Consider the following 18,474-nt stretch of genomic DNA (forward strand, 5'->3'; position numbering starts at 1 on the left):
CATGAGCGCTCACGAATACCGGCTGATCGCCCGGTCGCGCAGCGTCGAAGAGCTGGTCGGCGACGACCGCGTCGATGTTTCGCTGTACAACGACCCGCAGCTGTTCGAAGCGGAGATGGACAAGATCTTCTACCGCACCTGGGTGTGGGTCGCCCACGAAAGCGAAGTGCGCAACGCCGGTGACTTCAAGACCACCAGCGTCGGTCGCCGCCCGGTGATCGTGGTGCGCGACAAGAAGGGCAACATCAACGTCCTGGAAAACCGTTGCCGCCACCGTGGCGCCACCGTCTGCGAGAAGCACAAGGGCAACGCCACCGGCTTCACCTGCCCGTACCACAGCTGGTCCTACGCCCTGGACGGCAAGCTGCGTGCGCTGCCGTATCCGGACGGCTACGAGGACATCCTCGACAAGTCCGAGCTGCCGCTGACCAGCCTGCGCGTGGAAAGCTACGCCGGCATGGTGTTCGCCACCTACAACGACGAGATCGAGCCGCTGGAAGACTTCCTCGGCGGGGCGAAGCACTGGATGGACCTGTTCATGAAGCAGGGCGCCGGCTACCCGATCAAGACCCAGGGCGAACACAAGTTCACCTTCCGCGGCAACTGGAAGATCCAGCTGGAAAATACCACCGACGGCTACCACTTCCCCATCGTGCACAAGTCGTTCATGTCCTCGGTGGATGAAGAGACCGAAGAGATGCTCTCGTTCATGAGCGACGAGCAGGCGGTCACCCACGCCCTGGGCAACGGCCACAGCGTGATGGTGATGGTTCCCGAGCACGTCGACCTCGACCACGACGACGGCACCGAGCAGCTCCAGGAGCGCTTTGCCCACGTCACCGAGGAATTGTCGAAAACCATGCCACCGGAGCAGGTGCGCCGCATCGTCCGCTCGCTGCATGGTGCCGGCTTCAACCTCAACCTGTTCCCCAACGTGGCCATGTCCATGTCGTTCTTCCGCGTGCTGCGGCCGATCTCCGTCACCGAGACCGAGATTCGCCACGTCGCCCTGGGCATGGACGGCGGCCCGGAAATCGCCAACCGCGAGCGCATGCGTATCCACGAGCACTTCCAGGGTCCGTTCGGCTTCGGCAGCCCGGACGATGCCGAAGCCTGGGACCGCGTGCAGCGTGGCTCCTACGCCGGCGTCGACGCACCGATCCTGGTCAACCGCGGCCTGAACCGCGAAGTGGTCGCCGAGAACGGTGACAAGGTCTCCCACGCCACCGACGAAGGCGGCATGCGCGAGGCGTACCAGATGTGGAAAAGGATGATGAGCCAATGAGCAACGACACCTTGAACGGCTTCTCCGGCCCGCTGGCCAAGGCCATCGAATTCGTCTGGCGCGAAGCCGAACTGCTGGACCGCAAGGATTACGCGCAGTGGTCGCAGCTGTGGAGCGAGGACGGTATCTATGTGGTGCCGATCGACGGCGAGGGCGATGACTTCGCCGCGCGCCTGAACTACGTCTTCGATGACGCGCGCATGCGTGCGCTGCGCATCGAACGCCTCACCGGCGGCCATTCGCCGTCGGCGGTGGATGCGGCGAAGACCGTGCGCACGGTTTCGCGCTTCAGCCTGGTGGAAGCGGCGGGCGATGTGGTCGAGGTGAACTCGGCGCAGGTGCTCTACGCCTACAAGCGCGGTGTCGCGACTCCTTTCATTGCCGACCTGAACCACCGTATCCGCTTCACCGACGGGCAAGCCCGCCTGGAGCGCAAGGTGATCCGCCTGATCAACGCCGAAGACGCGCTCAACGCGCTCGGCTTCCTGCTCTGAGGGCCGCGCCATGCAACGAGTTGCCCTGGTAACCGGCGCCGCACGCGGCCTCGGCGATGTCATCGCGCGCCGCCTGCACGCTGCCGGCCTGCGCGTGGCGCTGGCCGATCTGAACGAGGACGCAGTGCAGCGTCTGGCCGATGAGCTCGACCCGGAGGGCCGCACGGCCCTTGGTTTGAAGCTGGATGCGCGGGAGAAAGCCGATTTCGAACGCGCTCGCGATGTGATTGCCGAGCGCTGGGGCGGCACCGACATCCTGGTGAACAACGCCGGGATGTCAAAGGTGGCCGGGCTGATGGATATCAGCCCGGAGGACTTCGATGCCTCCATGGCGGTGAACCTGCGCGGCACCTTCGTCGCCTGCCAGGTGTTCGGCATGCACTTCGCGGCGCGTGGTTTCGGTCGCATCGTCAACATCGCCTCGCTGGCCGGGCAGAACGGCGGCACCGCCACCGGCGGCCACTACGCCGCGGCCAAGGGCGGCGTGGCGACCCTGACCAAGGTGTTCGCCCGCGAACTCTCGGCGCAGGGCGTGACCGTCAACGCGATCTCGCCGGGGCCGCTGGACTTGCCGGTGGTCTACGAGAGCGTCGCGCCCGAGCGCCTGGAACAGATCCTCAAGACCATCCCCGCCGGCCGCCTGGGCGACCCGACTTTCATCGCTGACAGCGTGCTGCTGCTGTGCGCGGAGAACGCCGGGTCGGTGACGGGCGCCTGCTGGGATATCAATGGTGGGTTGTTCATGCGCTGAGATTTGAACCTTGGGGACGGGGTGTGTTTGAGAGCCCCTCTCCCCAGCCCTCTCCCTGAAGGGAGAGGGAGCTGTCCGTACCGGCTGACGTTGTGGATTCATCCTGTACCGAACGGTCCCCTCTCCCTGAAGGGAGAGGGAGCTGTCCGTACCGGCTGACGTTGTGGATTCACCCTGTGCCGAACGGTCCCCCTCCCTGAAGGGAGAGGGAGCTGTCCGTACCGGCTGACGTTGTGGATTCATCCTGTGCCGAACGGTCCCCTCTCCCTGAAGGGGGAGGGAGCTGTCCGTACCGGCTGACGTTGTGGATTCACCCTGTGCCGAACGGTCCCCTCTCCCTGAAGGGAGAGGGGGCTGTCCGTACCGGCTGACGTTGTGGATTCACCCTGTGCCGAACGGTCCCCTCTCCCTTCAGGGGAGGGAGCTGTCCGTACCGGCTGACGTTGTGGATTCACCCTGTGCCGAACGGTCCCCTCTCCCTTCAGGGAGAGGGTTAGGGAGAGGGCAAAGCTGCCCGCTCCGATATTTCAGGAGTGAGCCCCGGCTCGCTCCGACATCAAACCGAAAACCCGTCCGCTCGTAACAAAGAGGCCGGTAAGGGGCCACAGAGCCCGCACTCAACGCCTTGCAGGTAACGCCATGATGAAGGTCAGAATCGAGAGAATCGTCGAGGAAGCGCAGGACATCCGTTCCCTGCGTCTCGTACGTTGTGATGGCCAGCCGTTCGACGCCTACGAGCCGGGCGCCCACGTCGATGTCACCGGGCCCACCGGGGTGACGCGCCAGTATTCGCTGTGCAGCCCGCCGGACGATCGCGCCGCCTACCTGGTGGCGATCAAGAAGGAAGGCGCCTCCCGTGGCGGCTCCAGTGCGCTGCACGAAGTGCGCGAAGGCATGGAGCTGGACATCGGCGCGCCGCGCAACCTGTTCCGCCTGGCAGAGGAAGCCCGCGAGCACGTGCTGTTCGCCGCCGGTATCGGCGTCACGCCGCTGCTGAGCATGGCCTACCGCCTGAACGCCAAGGGCGAGCCCTATCGCCTGCACTATTTTGCCCGTTCCGCCGAGCACGCGGCCTTCGTCGAGCTGCTGGCCAGCGAGGCGTTCGCCGGCAAGGTGGAGCTGCACTACGGTGTCGAACCTGCCGACCTCGACCGCGTGCTGGGCGAGTGCCTGGAACGCGCACCGAAGCAGGCCCACGTCTACACCTGCGGCCCGGCACCGTTCATGAACAAGGTGGTGGAGATCGCCGCGCGCAGCCGCCCGGAAGACGCCATCCATCTGGAGCACTTCCAGGCCGATCCGGCCGCCAACGCGGCGCCGGCCGGTTCCTTCGACGTGGAGCTGGCCAGCTCCGGCGTGGTGCTTCACGTACCGGCGGACTCGACGCTGGTGGACGTGTTGCAGGCCCACGGCTGCGACATCGACACCGAGTGCCGCGAAGGCATCTGTGGCACCTGCATCGTCGAAGTGCTGGAGGGCGAGCCGGAGCACCGCGACAACTGCCTGTCGAACAAGGAAAAGGCGTCCAACAAGCAGATCTGCGCCTGCGTTTCGCGGGCGAAGTCGGCGCGGTTGGTGCTCGACCTGTAACGCAGATCGCTCTGCGTATGATGGTGTGGAGCGAAGCGATAACCACCAATCTGCGCGCCAGCAGCATGGGTATCGCAAGCTCCACCCATCCTACGGACATGGATCATGTAGGAGCGAGCTTGCTCGCGAACCCGCTTGATGCGGGTGCTATGGGGATACTCCGTTCGCGAGCAAGCTCGCTCCTACAAAATCAGGGCGGTGCGCGGTGGCACAGCGGGCAATTCGTCTGGCAGGCAGCGACACTCGCACGCCGCCGGCAGCTGCTAGCCTCCGGCGATAGTCCCTCGCTGGAGTCCCCCATGCCTGCGCTGATCGCGCGCCTGGCGCTCGGCTGTCTGCTACCGATCGCCATTCTGCTCGGGCTCGGCGCAATGCCGGGGCTCGGCTATGCCTGGGATTTCGCCAACGCTGCCGGGCTGCTCGGTGCCTGCCTGCTGGGGCTGCTGTTCGTCATCGGCGGCCGGCCGCAGCCGCGTCCGTTGTATGAAGGCAAGTTTTTCCTGCGCCTGCACCGCGACCTGGGTTTTGCCGCCGTCGCGCTGCTGCTGGTGCACATCGTTGTACTGCTGATCGATGAGCCGCTGCTGATCGAGGACCTGCTGCCGTCCGCGCCCGGCTATATGCTGGCCGGGCTGGCTTCGGCGGTCTTGATGCTGGTGCTGGCGGCTTCCAGTTTGAGTCGTGTGCGCTCACGCTGGAGCAGTGGTGCGGCTTCGTTCCGCCGCTGGCATTACGGCGGCAGTCTTTTTGCCCTGTTGCTAATGGCCGTGCACATACTCGGCGCGGGTTACTACAGCGGGGGCGTATGGAAGGGCATACTGCTGGGGGCGTTGATGCTGGCAGTGGCTGTGTGGCCGCGCTTGCCTAAACCAGCCAATGGCATCAATGGGCGCAAACGAAATACGGCGCAGCGCGCGACCTGGCTCGCGCTGGTGGCCAGTGGCGTGGTCATCGGGTTGTCGGCCCTCTACAGCCTGCTGGCGAACCTGGAGCTGCCGCTGTGAGGCGCGCCTGGATTGGCCTTTCCGTTGCGGCGATCGTCGCGCTGTCGGCAGGGGCGTGGTTTGTCCACGATCATTGGCAACGCAGGCGACCTTTGATGCCGCTGGTGTTCCCTCATGAGCCGCACGCTTCGGTGAACTGCATCACCTGCCACCACGACTACAAGGACCAGTCGCCTTCGGTTTCCGGCAACCGCACCTGCATTCTCTGCCACAAGCAGAGCCCGGCGCTGGCCGTGCGTATCGAGGCGGATTTCCATCAGCTCTGCCAGAGCTGCCATCTCGAACGCTTGCAGGCTTTCCATGCCAGCGGGCCGGTGCGCAGCTGCCAGGCGTGCCACCGCAATACTAGGGAAATGCCGAACCTGTAGGAGCGAGCTTGCTCGCGAACCCGCCTGATGCCGAAGCTGCGGGCAAAACTGTTCGCGAGCAAGCTCGCTCCTACAAAAAACAAAGCCCGGCGGAGTGCCGGGCTTTTTTCAGCTGCGATAGAGCACCGGCCGCCGCAGGTGCACATAGCTGTACCCCTCGCGCGCCAGGGCGATGCGCTGCGGGTCCAGTTCGGCTACCAGTAGCTCCTCGCTGTGCTTGGCCTTGGTCAGTACCTGGCCATCCGGAGCGACGATGCTGCTCAGCCCGCAGTACTCGATCTCGCCTTCGCTGCCGACATAGTTGGCATAGGCGAGGAACACCTGGTTCTCGTAGGCGCGGGTGGGCACCAGTACCTGGGCGACGAATTCGTAGGGGCGCATGTTGGCGGTGGGCACCAGCACCAGGTCGGCGCCAGCCATCGCCAGGCTGCGCACGTTTTCGGGGAACTCGACGTCGAAGCAGATCAGCAGACCGACCTTCCAGCCGTCCAGCTCGAAGATCGTCGGCGGCTCGTCGGAGGCGCTGAACTGGCTGCGGTCGAGATCGCCGTAGAGGTGGGTCTTGCGGTAGTTGGCGCGGCGCTCGCCCTGGCGGTCGATCAGCTGCACGCTATTGAAGATGGCGTCACCGTCGCGCTCGGGGTAGCCGTAGAGGATGCCGAGCTTGTGCTGGCGGGCAATCTCGGCGATGCGCCGGGCCGACGGGCCGTCACAGCTTTCCGCCAGCTCCGCGACACGCTTGGCGCCGATGTTGTAGCCGGAGAGGAACATCTCGGGCAGGACCAGCAGGTCCGCGCCGTTCTGCACCGCCTGCTGCGCGGCCTGCTCCAGGCGCTGCAGGTTGCCGGCGACGTCCTCGGGGCCGGGTGGGCACTGGTAGAGGGCGAGGTACATGGTGTTCTCCTTCGAAATGCGCAGGGCCGGGACCAGGCAGTGTGCACCCGTTCCCGGCCCCGCGCGAGCCGCTCTTCAATGAGTGGAATGAATCAGTCCGGCAGTTCCATCGGGCCCAGTTCGGCGAAGCGATCGCCCGGGCCAGGGTTCTGCGGATGGGTGGCGCCACCGAAGTGCTTCATGATGCCCCACACGGCGTTGAGCGAGGTCTGCACCGCGCCTTCCACCCAGGCCGGGGTCCAGGACACATCGTCGCCGGCGATGAAGATTCCACGCTGTTCGGCGGGCATGTCGTCCTGCATGAAGTGCGCATACATGCGCTGGTTGTAGCGGTAGTGGCCCGGCAGCGCGCCCTTGAAGGCGCCGAGGAAGTGCGGGTCGGCCTCCCAGGACACGGTGATCGGGTTGCCGATGATGTGGCCGGCGATGTCTACCTTCGGGTAGACCTTCTTCAAGGCATCCAGGGCCAGCTGCACGCGTTTCTCCACCGGGTGCGGGAGCATCTTCATGGCGTCGCTCATCCAGGAGTAGGACAGGCAGATCACCCCCGGCTTGTCGTCGCCGTTGTCGAACAGGTAGGTGCCGCGGGTGAGGCGATCGGTGAGGGTCATGCTCATCACGTCGCGGCCGGTCTGCGGGTCCTTGTCCTTCCAGAACGGCCGGTCGACCATCACGAAGGTCTTCGACGACTGCATGTAGCGGGTGCGGTCCAGGGCCATCCACATCTTCTGCGAGAACAGGGCTTCCTCGCATTCGATCTGGGTGGTCAGCAGCCAGGTCTGGCAGGTCGCCAGGACGGCCGCATAGTGGCGGGTATCGCCCCAGTAGTCGGTGACGGCGAAGGTGCCGTCGGCGGCGCGGGCGATCTTCTTCACGCCCGGACGCGGCGCGCCGTTGTGCAAGGAGGCGAGAGAAGTGCCGGCCGGCCAGTGCGCGCAGTTTTCCGGCACGTGGCTCCAGATGCCGCGCGGTACCTGCTCGACGCCGCCCACGACCAGATGCTGGTGGTCGTCGCAGTTGGTCATCACAACGCGGAAGATTTCCAGCATGGAGTTGGGGAAGTCCGAGTCCCAGCCGCCAGTACCGAAGCCGACCTGTCCGAAGATTTCGCGGTGCTGGAAGGAGAGCCGGGAGAAGGCCTTGGAGGATGCGACGAAGTCGTAGAAGGTGCGGTCGTCCCACTTGGGCACCAGTTCGTCCCACAGGGCCTTGAGCTTGACGGTGTCGCGCTCGCGGATGGCGTCCTGGATCTCGGAGAAGCGCGCGCCGTCCTCCAGCGCGTCGGCCCAGGCCTGGGCCACTTCACGGAAGATTTCCGGCAGGTCGTCGATCTTCTCGGCGTAGTGGCTGGTGCCTTCCAGGTCGACCACGGTGCTGCCCGAGGCCGGGGTCAGCGGGTTGGGGAAGGGCTTGGTTTCAAGGCCGAGCTTGTCGACGTAGTGGTAGAAGGCAGTGCTGGATACCGGGAAGCGCATGCCGCCCAGCTCGGCGATGATGCCGTCGGCACCTTCGAAGGTTTCCGAACGCAGGCGGCCGCCCATCTTCGAGGCTTCGTAGACCACGGGCTTCAAGCCCATTTTCATCAGCTCGTAGGCCGCCACCAGCCCGGAAATGCCGGCGCCGACGATGGCCACTTCCTGGCCGTGGTTCTCGGCGGGGATGCTGCCCAGGCCGGCGGGGTGCTCGATCCAGTCGTCGAAGGCGAAGGGGAAGTCCGGGCCGAAGATGGTCACCGGTTTCTTGCCGGGGGTGTGGGGGTGGCGGTTCTTGTGCATGGAAGGCTCCCTTCAATCTTATTCGACTTATGCGGCTCGCCGGCCTGTATCACCAGCTTGGCAAGGCAATGCAGCGCCCGCTGAAACCAGTCGATGAGTGGCGTGCGGGCAAAGAAATGGCGAGCTGGTGGGCTCGCCTTGGTAATCACTATTGCAAAGCTCGTCGTTGAAATGAACCTGGCAATCTGCAAGATTGGCTAGAGCTTTCAGGCAAATTGACCAATACCATGAGCAATATGACGAAAAAAGCCGATGCGGCCTTGCTGAATCTGTTGCGTGCCAATGCCCGCGAGTCGATCTCCGAGCTGGCGCGCAAGCTCGGGGTGTCGCGCTCCACGGTGCAGAGCCGTATCGAAAGGCTGGAGCAGCAGGGGATCATCAGCGGCTATTCGATCAAGGTGTCGGACAGCTACGCGCAGTCGCTGGTGCGCGCCCACGTGCTTGTGACGGCGCTGCCCAAGCTGTCGCACCAGGTGGTACAGGCGCTGGAGAAGATTGCCGAGGTGAAGACGCTGCATTCGGTGAGCGGCAACTTCGACATGATCGTGATCGTCGAGGCGCTATCGATCCGCGACCTGGATGCGGTGCTGGATCGCATCGGCGCGCTGGATGGGGTGGAGCGGACGATGTCGTCGATCATTCTGTCGACGCGTATCGATCGGTGAGGGAGTTGTTGCCTGGGTAGGTGCGGAGCTTGCCCGCTCCTCCGCCGGCAGGGCCGGCGTCTCTTGCGACGAAGAGTAGCCGGCGATCAGCCCAGCTCTTCTTCCAGCGCCAGCAGCTCTTCCACGCGCTGGCGGCGGCGGATCAGCTTGGCTTCGGCGCCTTCGAGCAGCACTTCGGCGATCAGCGGGCGGCTGTTGTAGTTCGACGACATGGACGCGCCATACGCGCCAGTGTCTTCGATCAGCAGCAGGTCGCCGACCTGGGCACGCGGCAGGGCGCGGGGGATGACCACGCCGCCGTCGCCCTGGGTGAACACGTCACCGGACTCGCACAGCGGGCCGGCCACCACGGTATCGATCACCTCGCGGCTGGCCACGTCGCCGGCCAGTACGCGGATGCCGTGGTAGCTGCCGTACATGGACGGGCGCATCAGCTCGTTGAAGCCGGCGTCCACCAGTACGAAGTGGTTGCGGCCGGCGTCCTTGGTGGCGCGCACTTCGCTGAGCAGGCAGCCGGACTGGGCGACCAGGTAGCGGCCCGGTTCGATCTCCAGGTGCAGCGAGTGGCCGACCACGGCCTCGGCGGCCTTGCGCGCCTTGTCCCACAGCTGGAAGTAGTGCGCGGTGTCCACTTCCGGGTCGCCGGCGCGGTAGGGGATGGACAGGCCGCCGCCGGCGGAGATGCCGGAGATGTCGTGGCCGGCATCCTTCACCTGTTGTACCAGGCCGAGCATGGCTTCGCCGACCTGGGCCAGGTGGCCGTAGTCGACGCCCGAACCGATGTGCATGTGCAGGCCGACCAGGCGCAGGCCGCGCTCGCGGATCACGTCCAGTGCGGCACGCAGGTCGCTGTGCCAGATGCCGTGCTTGGAGTGCTCGCCGCCGGTGTTGGTCTTGTTGCTGTGGCCGTGGCCGAAGCCGGGGTTGATGCGCAGCCACACCGGGTGTCCAGGGGCGACTTCGCCCAACTGGCGGAGCATGTCGATCGAGCCGGCGTTCACCGGGATGCCGTGCTCGACCACGGTTTCCAGGGTGGTGCGGTCCAGCAGGTCGGCGGTGAATACAATCTCGGATTCGTCGTTGCGGCACGAGTAACCGGCAGCCAGGGCACGCAGCAGTTCGCCCTGGGAAACGGCGTCGACCTTCACGCCCTGTTCGCGCATCAGGCGCAGGATGTGCAGGTTGGAGCAGGCCTTCTGGGCGAAGCGGATGATGTCGAAGCTCTTCAGGCTCTCGATCTGGCCGCGGATGGTGGCTGCGTCGTAGATCCACAGCGGGGTGCCGAATTGCAGGGCGAGCTGTTCGGCGCGGGGCAGGGCGAGGTAAGTCATGAATGGGCTCCGAAGGTAGATGGCGCTAGTCTACCGGCCCTTTGCATGACTGAATAATGCCGCTTGTTATCTGGTCAATTCAATTTTGATATAGGGTGCAGCCGACGCTGGCTTCGCGCAGGCGCTGCACCAGTACGCCAGCTTCGGCCTGAAGAGCCACCACGAAGCGCTCGCGCAGTGGTGTAGCGGGGCGGTAAAGGGGTTTAGCCACGCTCACCTGGAACGGCAGTGAGAAGGCCAGCGGCCGCAGCTGGATGCCCTGGCCCTGGAACATCAGCGCGGTGATCGGGTTGACCACGGCCAGGCCCAGGCCGGCGCGGACCATGCTGCACACCGAGACGGCGCTGTGGGTTTCCACCTGCATCTGCCGCTGCACGCCGGCGCCGAGGAATACCGCGTCGATCAGGTGCCGATAGCGGTCGCTGGTGGCCAGGCTGACAAAGGGCTGCCCGGCGAAGTCCGCCGCTTCCAGGTGCTCGCGGGCCAGCAGCGGATGGCCGTCCGGGAGGATGCACACCTCGTCCACCGCCAGCAGTGGCTGCAGTTCGGTGCCGCGCGGGGCGTCGTCGTTTTCGATCAGGCCGATATCGTGGTGCTGGGCGCTGAGCGCCTCTTCCAGATGCGGTGATTCCAGCGCCGCCACTTCCAGGCTGATCGCCGGATTCTCCCGGCTGAAGCGCTTGCAGGCTTCCGGCAGCAGTGCCTGGGACAGCGCCGGCAGGCAGCCGATGGAGAACTTGCCCTCGGCGAACTGCCCCAGGCTCCCGGCGAAGGCGACGATGCGGTCCAGGCCGGTGAAGGAGCGCTCCACCTCCTCGAACAGCATCAACGCCCGCGCCGTCGGCGCCAGCCGCCCGCGCTCGCGCAGGAACAACTCGAAGCCGACCAGTTGCTCCAGCCTCGCCAGCTCGCGGCTGACCGTGGGCTGGCTGGTATGCAGGAACGCCGCCGCGCGGGTGACGCTGCCGGTGGTCATGACCGCGCGGAAGACTTCGATGTGGCGGAGGGTGATCATGCTCGGGGCCGCAGAAAGGAATGGCGGCAGCGTAAGGCGTCCGCGCGGTCTTTCGCAAATCGGCCGGGGTTGTGTAGTGTCAGGCGGTTATGCAAAGGAGCGACAAGGCTGATGGAATGCGAACAATCCGTGCCCGTTGAACCCGGACTTTTCCGGCTGGCGTGCCGGGTACTGGTGGGGGCTCTACTGGCCCTGGCGCTGGGTGCCGCGGGAATGGCGCTGGCGATGTTCCTGGTATTGGGCAGCAGTTTCGCGGCGCTGAGCGACTACGCCCGGTTCCATGCCATCTTCGATCCCGCCCTTGTGTGCAGTGCGTTGTTCGCACTGGGGCAGATATTCTGGCTGATGCTCCGCAGCCGTAGCGCCCGCACGCTGCTGGTGCTGCTCTATACGCCCATTGCGCTGCTCGTCTGGGTGGGGTTTACCGGGCCGTACCTGTTCTCGTTGTCGGTGATTGAGCTGGTCCTTTACCTGCTGGGTGGATGAACTTGCTTTGTACGGTGGGTTCGCGAGCAAGCTCGCTCCGACAGGCTCAGGTTTGCACCGAGCGCTTTTCGTAGGAGCGAGCTTGCTCGCGAACCGTGTGGCGCGGCAAAGCGCGTATCAGTGGAAATCCCGACTCCGCACATCCAGCCCCTCCAGCAATCCACTCAGATCCAGCAGCCTTCCAGCGATTACATGGCGCACGCCGTCCTTGGCTTCCAGGGTGCCGTCCACCTGCATCAGGCGGGCGCTGAGGAAGGGGCGGCGCTGCTGTTCGGCGAGGTCGCGCCAGACGATCACGTTGATCATGCCGAATTCGTCTTCCAGGGTGACGAAGGTGACGCCGCTGGCCGTGCCGGGCCGTTGCCGTCCCACCACCAAGCCGGCGACGCGCACCGGGCGGTCGGCTTCCAGCGTCGCCAACTCTTTTGAACTGCGGCAGCGCCGAGCCTTGAGGGCGCCGCGCAGCAGGGTCATGGGGTGTGGGCCGAGGGTGGTGCCGAGGGTCGCGTAGTCGGTGAGCAGGTCTTCGCCGCGGCTGGGTAGCGGCAGGCTGACCGGCGCTTCCTCGGTGACCTGCCCGGCGAACAGCGGCAGCTGCGGCTCGACCCCGGCAATCGCCCAGCGCGCCTTGTGCCGGTGGCCGGCGAGGCCGCGCAGGGCGCCGGCGTTGGCCAGCTGTTCGCGGGCGCGACCGTCGAGATGGGCACGCAGGCAGAGGTCGGCGACATCGGCGAAGGGGCGCTGTCCGCGCGCCTGGGCGATGCGGGTGGCGACGTCTTCGCGCAGCCCGCGCACCATGCGCAGGCCGAGACGGATGGCCGGCTGGCGTTCGGCGATGGGTTCAAGGGTGCAGTCCCACTGGCTGTGGCGCACGTCCACCGGACGGATCGCCAAGCCATGGCGGCGAGCGTCCTGCAGCAACTGGTCGGGGCTGTAGAAACCCATGGGCCAGCTGTTGATCAGCGCGCAGGTGAAGGCGGCCGGTTCGTGGCATTTCAGCCAGCAACTGGCGTAGGTGAGCAGGGCGAAGCTGGCAGCGTGGGATTCGGGGAAGCCGTAGCTGCCGAAACCCTTGATCTGCTCGAAGATGCGGTCGATGTATTCCTGGGTGTAATCCTTCGCCAGCATGCGCTCCGAAAGCAGCTTGCGATGCGGTTCCAGCCCGCCGTGGCGCTTCCAGGCGGCCATCGAGCGGCGCAACTGGTCGGCTTCGCCAGGTGTGTATTCGGCGGCGATGATCGCCAGTTGCATCACCTGTTCCTGGAACAGCGGCACGCCGAGGGTGCGCTCGAACACCGGCTCCAGCTCCTTGGAGGGATACACGACCGGCTCTTCCTTGTTCCGCCGGCGCAGGTAGGGATGGACCATGTCGCCCTGGATCGGGCCGGGGCGGACGATGGCGACCTCGATCACCAGGTCGTAGAAAGTCTCGGGTCGCAGGCGCGGCAGCATCGCCATCTGCGCGCGTGACTCGATCTGGAACACGCCCACGGTGTCGGCACGGCTGATCATGGCGTAGGTCTCCTTGCACTCCTGCGGTAGCGAGGCGAGGGTGTAGTGTTCCCCGCGATAGCGTTCGATCAGGTCGAAACAGCGGCGCAGGGCGCTGAGCATGCCCAGGGCGAGCACGTCGACCTTGAGCAGGCCGACGGCGTCGAGGTCGTCCTTGTCCCACTGGATCAGGGTGCGCTCGGGCATCGCCGCGTTTTCCACCGGCACCAGGGTTTCCAGTGGCTGCTGGGAAATGACGAAGCCGCCGGGGTGCTGCGACAGGTGCCGGGGGAAGCCGACCAGTTGCCCGGTCAGGGCCAGCACACGGCGCAGGATCGGGCTCTCCGGGTCGAAGCCGGCTTCGCGCAGGCGGTCGGCGTGCGGCGCCTCGCGGCTCCAGGCGCCGCAGCAGTCGGCCAGCGCGCCGACCTGATCCGGCGGCAGTCCCAGCGCCTTGGCCACATCGCGCACCGCGCCGGCGCCGCGGTAGGTGCTGGCCACGGCAGTGAGGGCGGCGCGGGTGCGGCCGTAGCGACGGAACACGTACTGGATGACTTCCTCGCGGCGGTCGTGCTCGAAGTCGACGTCGATATCCGGCGGCTCGTTGCGTTCGCGAGAGATGAAGCGTTCGAACAACAGGTGCACGTGCTCGCGGGTCGGGTCCAGTTCGGTGATGCCGAGGGCGAAGCAGACCACCGAGTTGGCCGCCGAGCCGCGTCCCTGGCAGAGGATGCTCTGTGTGCGGGCGAAGGCGACGATATCGTAGACCGTGAGGAAGTAGCTGTCGTACTTCAGCTCGGCGATCAGTGCCAGTTCATCTTCGACGCGTTTGCGAACGGCGGGTGTGGCACCGTCTTTCCAGCGCAGAAGAATGCCTTCCTCGGTCTTCTCCCGCAGCCAGGTGGTGGGCGTGTGGCCTTCGGGCACCAACTCGCGGGGGTACTGGTAATCCAGTTGACCGAGATCGAAGGTGCAACGCTCGGCGATCTTCGACGTCTCCGCCAGCAGTTCGGCTGGATAGATCGCCGCCAGCGCCTCTTTCGGCCGCAGATGCCGTTCGCCGTTGGCGTAGAGGTACTGACCGGCCTCGTGCACCGGCAGGTGCTGGCGGATGGCGGTCATGCAGTCCTGCAGGGCGCGGCGGCCGCGGATGTGCATATGCACGTCGCCGCAGGCCACGGCGGGAATCTCCAGGCGAGCAGCCTGGCTCTGCAGGTCGCGCAGCCTGCCGGCGTCGTCCGGGCCCTTGTGCAGTTCGACGCCCAGCCATAGGCGCTTGGGGAAGCGCTCGCGCAGCCAGAGGCCGTCGTCGTCCTGGTCGTCTCGCGGCAGCCAGATCGCCAGCAGGTGGTCGAGGTTGCCGTCGAAGTCCGAGCGCACCAGGCGATAGCTTCCCTTTTCGGCGCGTCGGCGGGCGTGGGTGATGAGGCGACAGAGGTTCTCGTAACCCGTGAGGTTCTCGGCCAGCAGCACCAGCTTCGGGCCTTGCGAGAGGCTCAGTTCGCTGCCGGTGATCAGCGGCAGCTCGTGCTCCTTCGCCGCCTGCCAGGCACGGACAATGCCGGCGAGGCTGCATTCGTCGGTGATCGCCAGGGCGCGGTAGCCCAGCTTCTTCGCTCGCCCGAACAGCTCGTCGGCACTGGAGGCCCCACGCTGGAAGCTGAAGTTGGACAGGCAGTGCAGCTCGGCGTAGCCGATGCCTTGATCCGGCGTGCTCATGCAAACCAGCCGTGCAGCAGCAGTGGCCCATCGTCGCCCACCGGGCGGAACACCCAGGCGCGCTGGCCGCTGCGGGTGCGTACCTGGTAGTAGTCGCGGCGGATGTCCTCGCCGTCCCACCAGCCGGATTCGATGCGCTCGGGGCCTGCCAGCAGGGTCGGAGCGAACTCGCGTAGTGGCTGGGGCTCCGCCAGCAGCCAGCCGGGGCGCGGAATGTCGGCGACTTGTCGGTGCGGGGTGGACTGATCCTGCCAGGCACGCTCCGGACGGTGGTCGGCGCGAGCACCGAGACTGTGCACGGCGTCGTCGCCGAGCCGCGCGCGCAGGCGTTCGCGCAGTTGTTCCCAGGGCTGCGATTGCTGCGGGCGGTCGTCGAACAGCTCACGGTGTTGCGGCACGAAGGGCGGCAGGTCGTCGGCGATGAGTCGCACGCTGTGAACCGCGGCGCGCAATTGCAGTTGTTCCAGACGACCCCGACTCAGTTCGAAGAGCATGGCCGCCTCGCGCTCGGCGCTGAGCAGGCCGACGGGCATCTGCGTGTCGCTGCCTTCGTGGTGTTCCAGATGGAGGATGAAGCGCTGCACGCCGCTGTCGCGCCCGGCGAGGAAGGCGGCGAGATCGGCGGTCAGGCGGCGCAGCGGGAACAGCAGTGCCTGGGTGGATTCCACGTCGAAGTTCAGTTCGATGCGCGATTCGAAGCGATCTGGCGGCCGGTAGAACTCCAGGGCCAACGGCCGTTGGCCGAGCAAGGTGTCGACCTGCCGCAGCACCTGTGGTGGGAAGCGCCGGGCCAGGCTTTCGCGGGGCAGGGCGAGCAGTTGCTGCAAGTTGCGCAGGCCCATGCGGCTCAGCGAGGTGGCGGCATCGCGCTCCAGGCCAAGGCGCTCCAGCGGCATCCTGCCCAGGTACGAGCGCAACTGGTCGTTGTCGTGGATGGCCAGGCCATCGTGGCCGTTGGCGAGGATGCGTGCGGCCGCCGGGTTGGGTGCGGCGGTGATGCGGTGGCGGAAGCCCAGCCCGTTCAGCTCCTCGCGCAGACGAGCTTCGAAGCGTGGCCAGGGGCCGAACAGCTGCAGGCTGGACTGCACCTCCAGCAGCAGCGCGCGCGGGTAATGCTGGCTGACCTGCGAGCTGAATCCGTAAGCCCAGGCGGCCAGCAGGTTCTGCCCGTGCTGCACTTCACGCAGGTCGTACTCGGCGGTTTCGAAATCGCGACTCAGTGCGTGGGCGGCGGTGAGCGACTGGCCAGGTTTGAGGCCCAGCGCCCGCGCCGCCGGGTTCACCGCCTGCAGCACACGGCGTTGGGTTGGCCCGGCGAGCAGTGCCAGGGCGGCGTCCGGCTCGGGACGACCACGGAGCACGCCGTCCATCGCCAGTTGCGGCAGGAGAATGCAGGCCCAGAGCATGCCGGCCTCAGTGCCAGGGCAGCGGAATAGGCCGCGCCGGCGCCAGGCCGCCACGGCACTTGAGTACGCGCAACTGCGCCGGGTTGGCGTCCAGCGCCAGGCGCAACGCGGCGGGCGACGGGTTGAGCGCTTCACGCTGCGAGCGGTAGGCGATAGCCAGGGTCTGCCCGGTTTCGGCGGCTACCTGCAGGCGACGCAGGGCGCGGTCGTCGGCCTGCTGCGGCCAGCACAGTACGGCGCCGCAGCTGCCCGAACGCAGACACTGTTCGGCGGCCCAGAGCGCATCACGGCCACTGGCCTGGACGATGGCGAGCTGGTTCAGAGCAACGCCGGCGGCCTGCCAGGCGGCCGGATAGGGCACATGGGGCGGTGCGACCAGCACGATGCGCTCGCCTGCTGCGCTGAGTCGCGCAAGGGTCGGCCAGACCAGTTGCAGTTCGCCGGTGCCTTCGGCAGCCAGGAGAATTTCACTGAGCGCCGCTTCCGGCCAGCCGCCGCTGGGCAGGGCTGCGTCCAGCGATGCATGACCGGTGGGCTGCTGGCTGGGTGGCAGCCCCTGGGGCTGGCCCTTCCAGACCTGGCGCTGGTGAAACAGGGTATCGAGTGCGACCACGCTACCCATCACGGCCTCCCGGCCGGCAAGCGGCGACAGTCATGCGCCCGGTGGCAGGGCCGGGGGAGGGGGATGGGGTGGCAGGGCATGGGATAGCTCGAATAATGCTGTATGGATATACAGTTTATCCGGTGGAAAGGCGCCGTCAATGGCGGTTGGTCTGGAGTCTTCTGTAAGAGCGGACTCCGTCCGCGATTATCCGATCCCACGGCCGAGATCGGCAGAGATCAAAGGAAAAGCCCCCGAATCGGGGGCTTTTCCTTTATAGCAGCGCGATTGATCAGCCAATCAGCTCGCGCACCCGATACCACGCCATGCCTAGCGCCAGCAGCGGCGAGCGCAGCAGCTTGCCGCCGGGGAAGGTCAGGTGGGGCACGGCGCTGAACAGGTCCAGCCCCTTGCTCTCGCCCTGGTGGATGGCCTCGGCGAGCAGCTTGGCCGACCAGTGCGTGACGTTCAGCCCGTGGCCGGAATAGCCCTGAGCGAAGTACACATTGGGATGCGACTTCAGCCGGCCGACCTGGGGGAAGCGGTTGGCGGTGATGCCGATCATGCCACCCCACTGGTAGTCGAGCTTCACCTGTTCCAGTTGCGGGAACACCTTGAGCACCTTCGGCCGCATGTAGGCGCCGATGTCCGCCGGGTCGCGCCCGGAGTAGTGACAGGCGCCGCCGAACAGCAGGCGGCGGTCGGCCGTCAGGCGGTAGTAGTCCAGTCCCACTTTCTGGTCGCACAGCGCCATATTCTGCGGGATCAGCTGTGCCGCCAGTTCCTCGGACAGCGGCTCGGTGGCCACCACGTAGCTGCCGGCGGGGAGCACCTTGCCGGTGAGCTTGGGTTCCAGCTCTTCCAGGTGCGCATTGCAGCCCAGCACCAGGGTCTTCGCCAGTACGCGGCCCTGCGCACAGTGCACGACAGCGGTCGCACCGTGCTCGATACGCAGCACCGGGCTCTGTTCGAAGATCTGCGCGCCGAAGGCCTTGGCCGCGCGGGCTTCGCCCTTCACCAGGTCGAGCGGGTGCAGGTGGCCCGAGCCCATGTCGACGTGTCCGCCGGCGTAGCAGTCGCTGGCGACCACTTCGCGCATGCGCTCCGGCGGCACCAGCCGGGTCTCGTGCGGGTAGTCCGAGGTGCTCAGCGACTCCTGCTCGCGGACCATGGCGGCGTATTGCGCCGGGGTATTGGCCAGCTCGCAGAAGCCCCAGCGCAGGTCGCACTCAATATCCAGCTCACGGATGCGTTCGGCGACCAGGGCCACCGAATCGACACCCGCCTGCTCTAGATACTGCACGCCTTCTTCGCCGACGTACTTGGCGAAGCCGCTGACGTCGTGGCCGATGCCACGGATCAGCTGCCCGCCATTGCGCCCGCTGGCGCCCCAGCCGATGCGCCGGGCTTCCAGCAGCACCACGGAGTGGCCACGCCGGGCCAGCTCCAGGGCTGCGTTCACGCCGGTGAAGCCGCCGCCGATCACGCAGACGTCCGCCCGCACATCCCCCGTGAGGGAAGGGTAATGCTGACGGTCGCGGGCGGTCGCGGCGTAATAGGACGCGGCGTGCTCCTCGGTGTGCTTCATGGGACTGTCTC

16 protein-coding genes are annotated in these 18,474 nt (G+C 66.4%); 8 read left to right on the top strand and 8 right to left on the bottom strand.

Features of this window, described 5'->3' with window-relative positions:
* The first annotated feature begins 1 nt into the window (after position 1).
* From ACNFH5_RS15250 to ACNFH5_RS15275, 6 genes are all read left to right on the top strand, one after another.
* On the top strand, positions 2-1,285 hold the full coding sequence (locus ACNFH5_RS15250) for an aromatic ring-hydroxylating oxygenase subunit alpha (protein WP_138216521.1): 1,284 nt from the start codon (positions 2-4) through the stop codon (positions 1,283-1,285).
* Positions 1,282-1,779 carry an aromatic-ring-hydroxylating dioxygenase subunit beta gene (locus ACNFH5_RS15255; RefSeq protein WP_416747217.1) on the top strand — a complete coding sequence of 166 codons (498 nt, stop codon included), beginning with the start codon at positions 1,282-1,284 and terminating at the stop codon, positions 1,777-1,779. The genes ACNFH5_RS15250 and ACNFH5_RS15255 overlap by 4 nt, the downstream gene beginning before the upstream one ends.
* A 10-nt stretch (positions 1,780-1,789) precedes the next feature.
* Positions 1,790-2,530: an SDR family NAD(P)-dependent oxidoreductase gene (locus ACNFH5_RS15260; RefSeq protein WP_416747218.1), complete on the top strand. Its 741-nt coding sequence runs from the start codon at positions 1,790-1,792 to the stop codon at positions 2,528-2,530.
* A 639-nt stretch (positions 2,531-3,169) separates the two neighbouring features.
* Complete coding sequence (locus tag ACNFH5_RS15265; protein ID WP_416747220.1) at positions 3,170-4,120, top strand: PDR/VanB family oxidoreductase; 951 nt, start codon at positions 3,170-3,172, stop codon at positions 4,118-4,120.
* A gap of 299 nt (positions 4,121-4,419) precedes the next feature.
* Entirely contained in the window at positions 4,420-5,124 is a 705-nt protein-coding gene (locus ACNFH5_RS15270; RefSeq protein ID WP_416747222.1) for a ferric reductase-like transmembrane domain-containing protein, read from the top strand.
* Positions 5,125-5,219: 95 nt separating this feature from the next.
* The gene (locus tag ACNFH5_RS15275) at positions 5,220-5,492 is read left to right on the top strand and encodes a cytochrome c3 family protein (RefSeq protein ID WP_416747224.1); all 273 of its coding nucleotides are present in this window, start codon (positions 5,220-5,222) and stop codon (positions 5,490-5,492) included.
* Between the two features lie 108 nt (positions 5,493-5,600).
* On the opposite strand, the gene ACNFH5_RS15280 is transcribed toward ACNFH5_RS15275, so the two are convergent.
* Both ACNFH5_RS15280 and ACNFH5_RS15285 read right to left on the bottom strand, forming a co-directional pair.
* Positions 5,601-6,386 carry a carbon-nitrogen hydrolase family protein gene (locus ACNFH5_RS15280; protein ID WP_416747226.1) on the bottom strand — a complete coding sequence of 262 codons (786 nt, stop codon included), beginning with the start codon at positions 6,384-6,386 and terminating at the stop codon, positions 5,601-5,603.
* Positions 6,387-6,478: 92 nt separating this feature from the next.
* Positions 6,479-8,161, bottom strand: coding sequence for a flavin monoamine oxidase family protein (locus ACNFH5_RS15285; protein WP_416747227.1), 1,683 nt, complete (start codon positions 8,159-8,161; stop codon positions 6,479-6,481).
* A gap of 215 nt (positions 8,162-8,376) precedes the next feature.
* On the opposite strand from ACNFH5_RS15285, the gene ACNFH5_RS15290 reads away from it, so the two are divergent.
* Positions 8,377-8,826, top strand: a complete 450-nt coding sequence (locus tag ACNFH5_RS15290) for an Lrp/AsnC family transcriptional regulator (protein ID WP_416747229.1) — start codon at positions 8,377-8,379, stop codon at positions 8,824-8,826.
* Between the two features lie 86 nt (positions 8,827-8,912).
* Here ACNFH5_RS15290 and lysA read toward each other — a convergent pair whose 3' ends face one another.
* Both lysA and ACNFH5_RS15300 read right to left on the bottom strand, forming a co-directional pair.
* Positions 8,913-10,157: a diaminopimelate decarboxylase gene (lysA, locus tag ACNFH5_RS15295; protein WP_416747231.1), complete on the bottom strand. Its 1,245-nt coding sequence runs from the start codon at positions 10,155-10,157 to the stop codon at positions 8,913-8,915.
* 79 nt (positions 10,158-10,236) lie between these two features.
* Entirely contained in the window at positions 10,237-11,172 is a 936-nt protein-coding gene (locus ACNFH5_RS15300) for a LysR family transcriptional regulator (RefSeq protein WP_416747233.1), read from the bottom strand.
* A 111-nt stretch (positions 11,173-11,283) separates the two neighbouring features.
* Here ACNFH5_RS15300 and ACNFH5_RS15305 point away from each other — a divergent pair, with 111 nt between their 5' ends.
* Positions 11,284-11,658 carry a hypothetical protein gene (locus ACNFH5_RS15305; protein ID WP_416747235.1) on the top strand — a complete coding sequence of 125 codons (375 nt, stop codon included), beginning with the start codon at positions 11,284-11,286 and terminating at the stop codon, positions 11,656-11,658.
* A gap of 117 nt (positions 11,659-11,775) precedes the next feature.
* On the opposite strand, the gene ACNFH5_RS15310 is transcribed toward ACNFH5_RS15305, so the two are convergent.
* The 4 genes from ACNFH5_RS15310 to ACNFH5_RS15325 form a co-directional block, all read right to left on the bottom strand.
* Positions 11,776-14,868 carry an error-prone DNA polymerase gene (locus tag ACNFH5_RS15310; protein ID WP_416747237.1) on the bottom strand — a complete coding sequence of 1,031 codons (3,093 nt, stop codon included), beginning with the start codon at positions 14,866-14,868 and terminating at the stop codon, positions 11,776-11,778.
* A complete protein-coding gene (locus ACNFH5_RS15315) occupies positions 14,865-16,274 on the bottom strand; it encodes a Y-family DNA polymerase (RefSeq protein WP_416747239.1) in 1,410 nt (469 codons plus the stop codon). The genes ACNFH5_RS15310 and ACNFH5_RS15315 overlap by 4 nt, the downstream gene beginning before the upstream one ends.
* A 7-nt stretch (positions 16,275-16,281) precedes the next feature.
* Positions 16,282-16,896 carry a translesion DNA synthesis-associated protein ImuA gene (imuA, locus tag ACNFH5_RS15320; RefSeq protein ID WP_416747241.1) on the bottom strand — a complete coding sequence of 205 codons (615 nt, stop codon included), beginning with the start codon at positions 16,894-16,896 and terminating at the stop codon, positions 16,282-16,284.
* Positions 16,897-17,167: 271 nt separating this feature from the next.
* Positions 17,168-18,463 (bottom strand): NAD(P)/FAD-dependent oxidoreductase, encoded by a 1,296-nt coding sequence (locus tag ACNFH5_RS15325; RefSeq protein WP_416747243.1) that lies wholly within the window; start codon positions 18,461-18,463, stop codon positions 17,168-17,170.
* Between the last annotated feature and the right edge of the window lie 11 nt (positions 18,464-18,474).

Source organism: Pseudomonas sp. NY15435, from assembly GCF_048068295.1.
Classification (GTDB): Bacteria; Pseudomonadota; Gammaproteobacteria; order Pseudomonadales; family Pseudomonadaceae; genus Pseudomonas.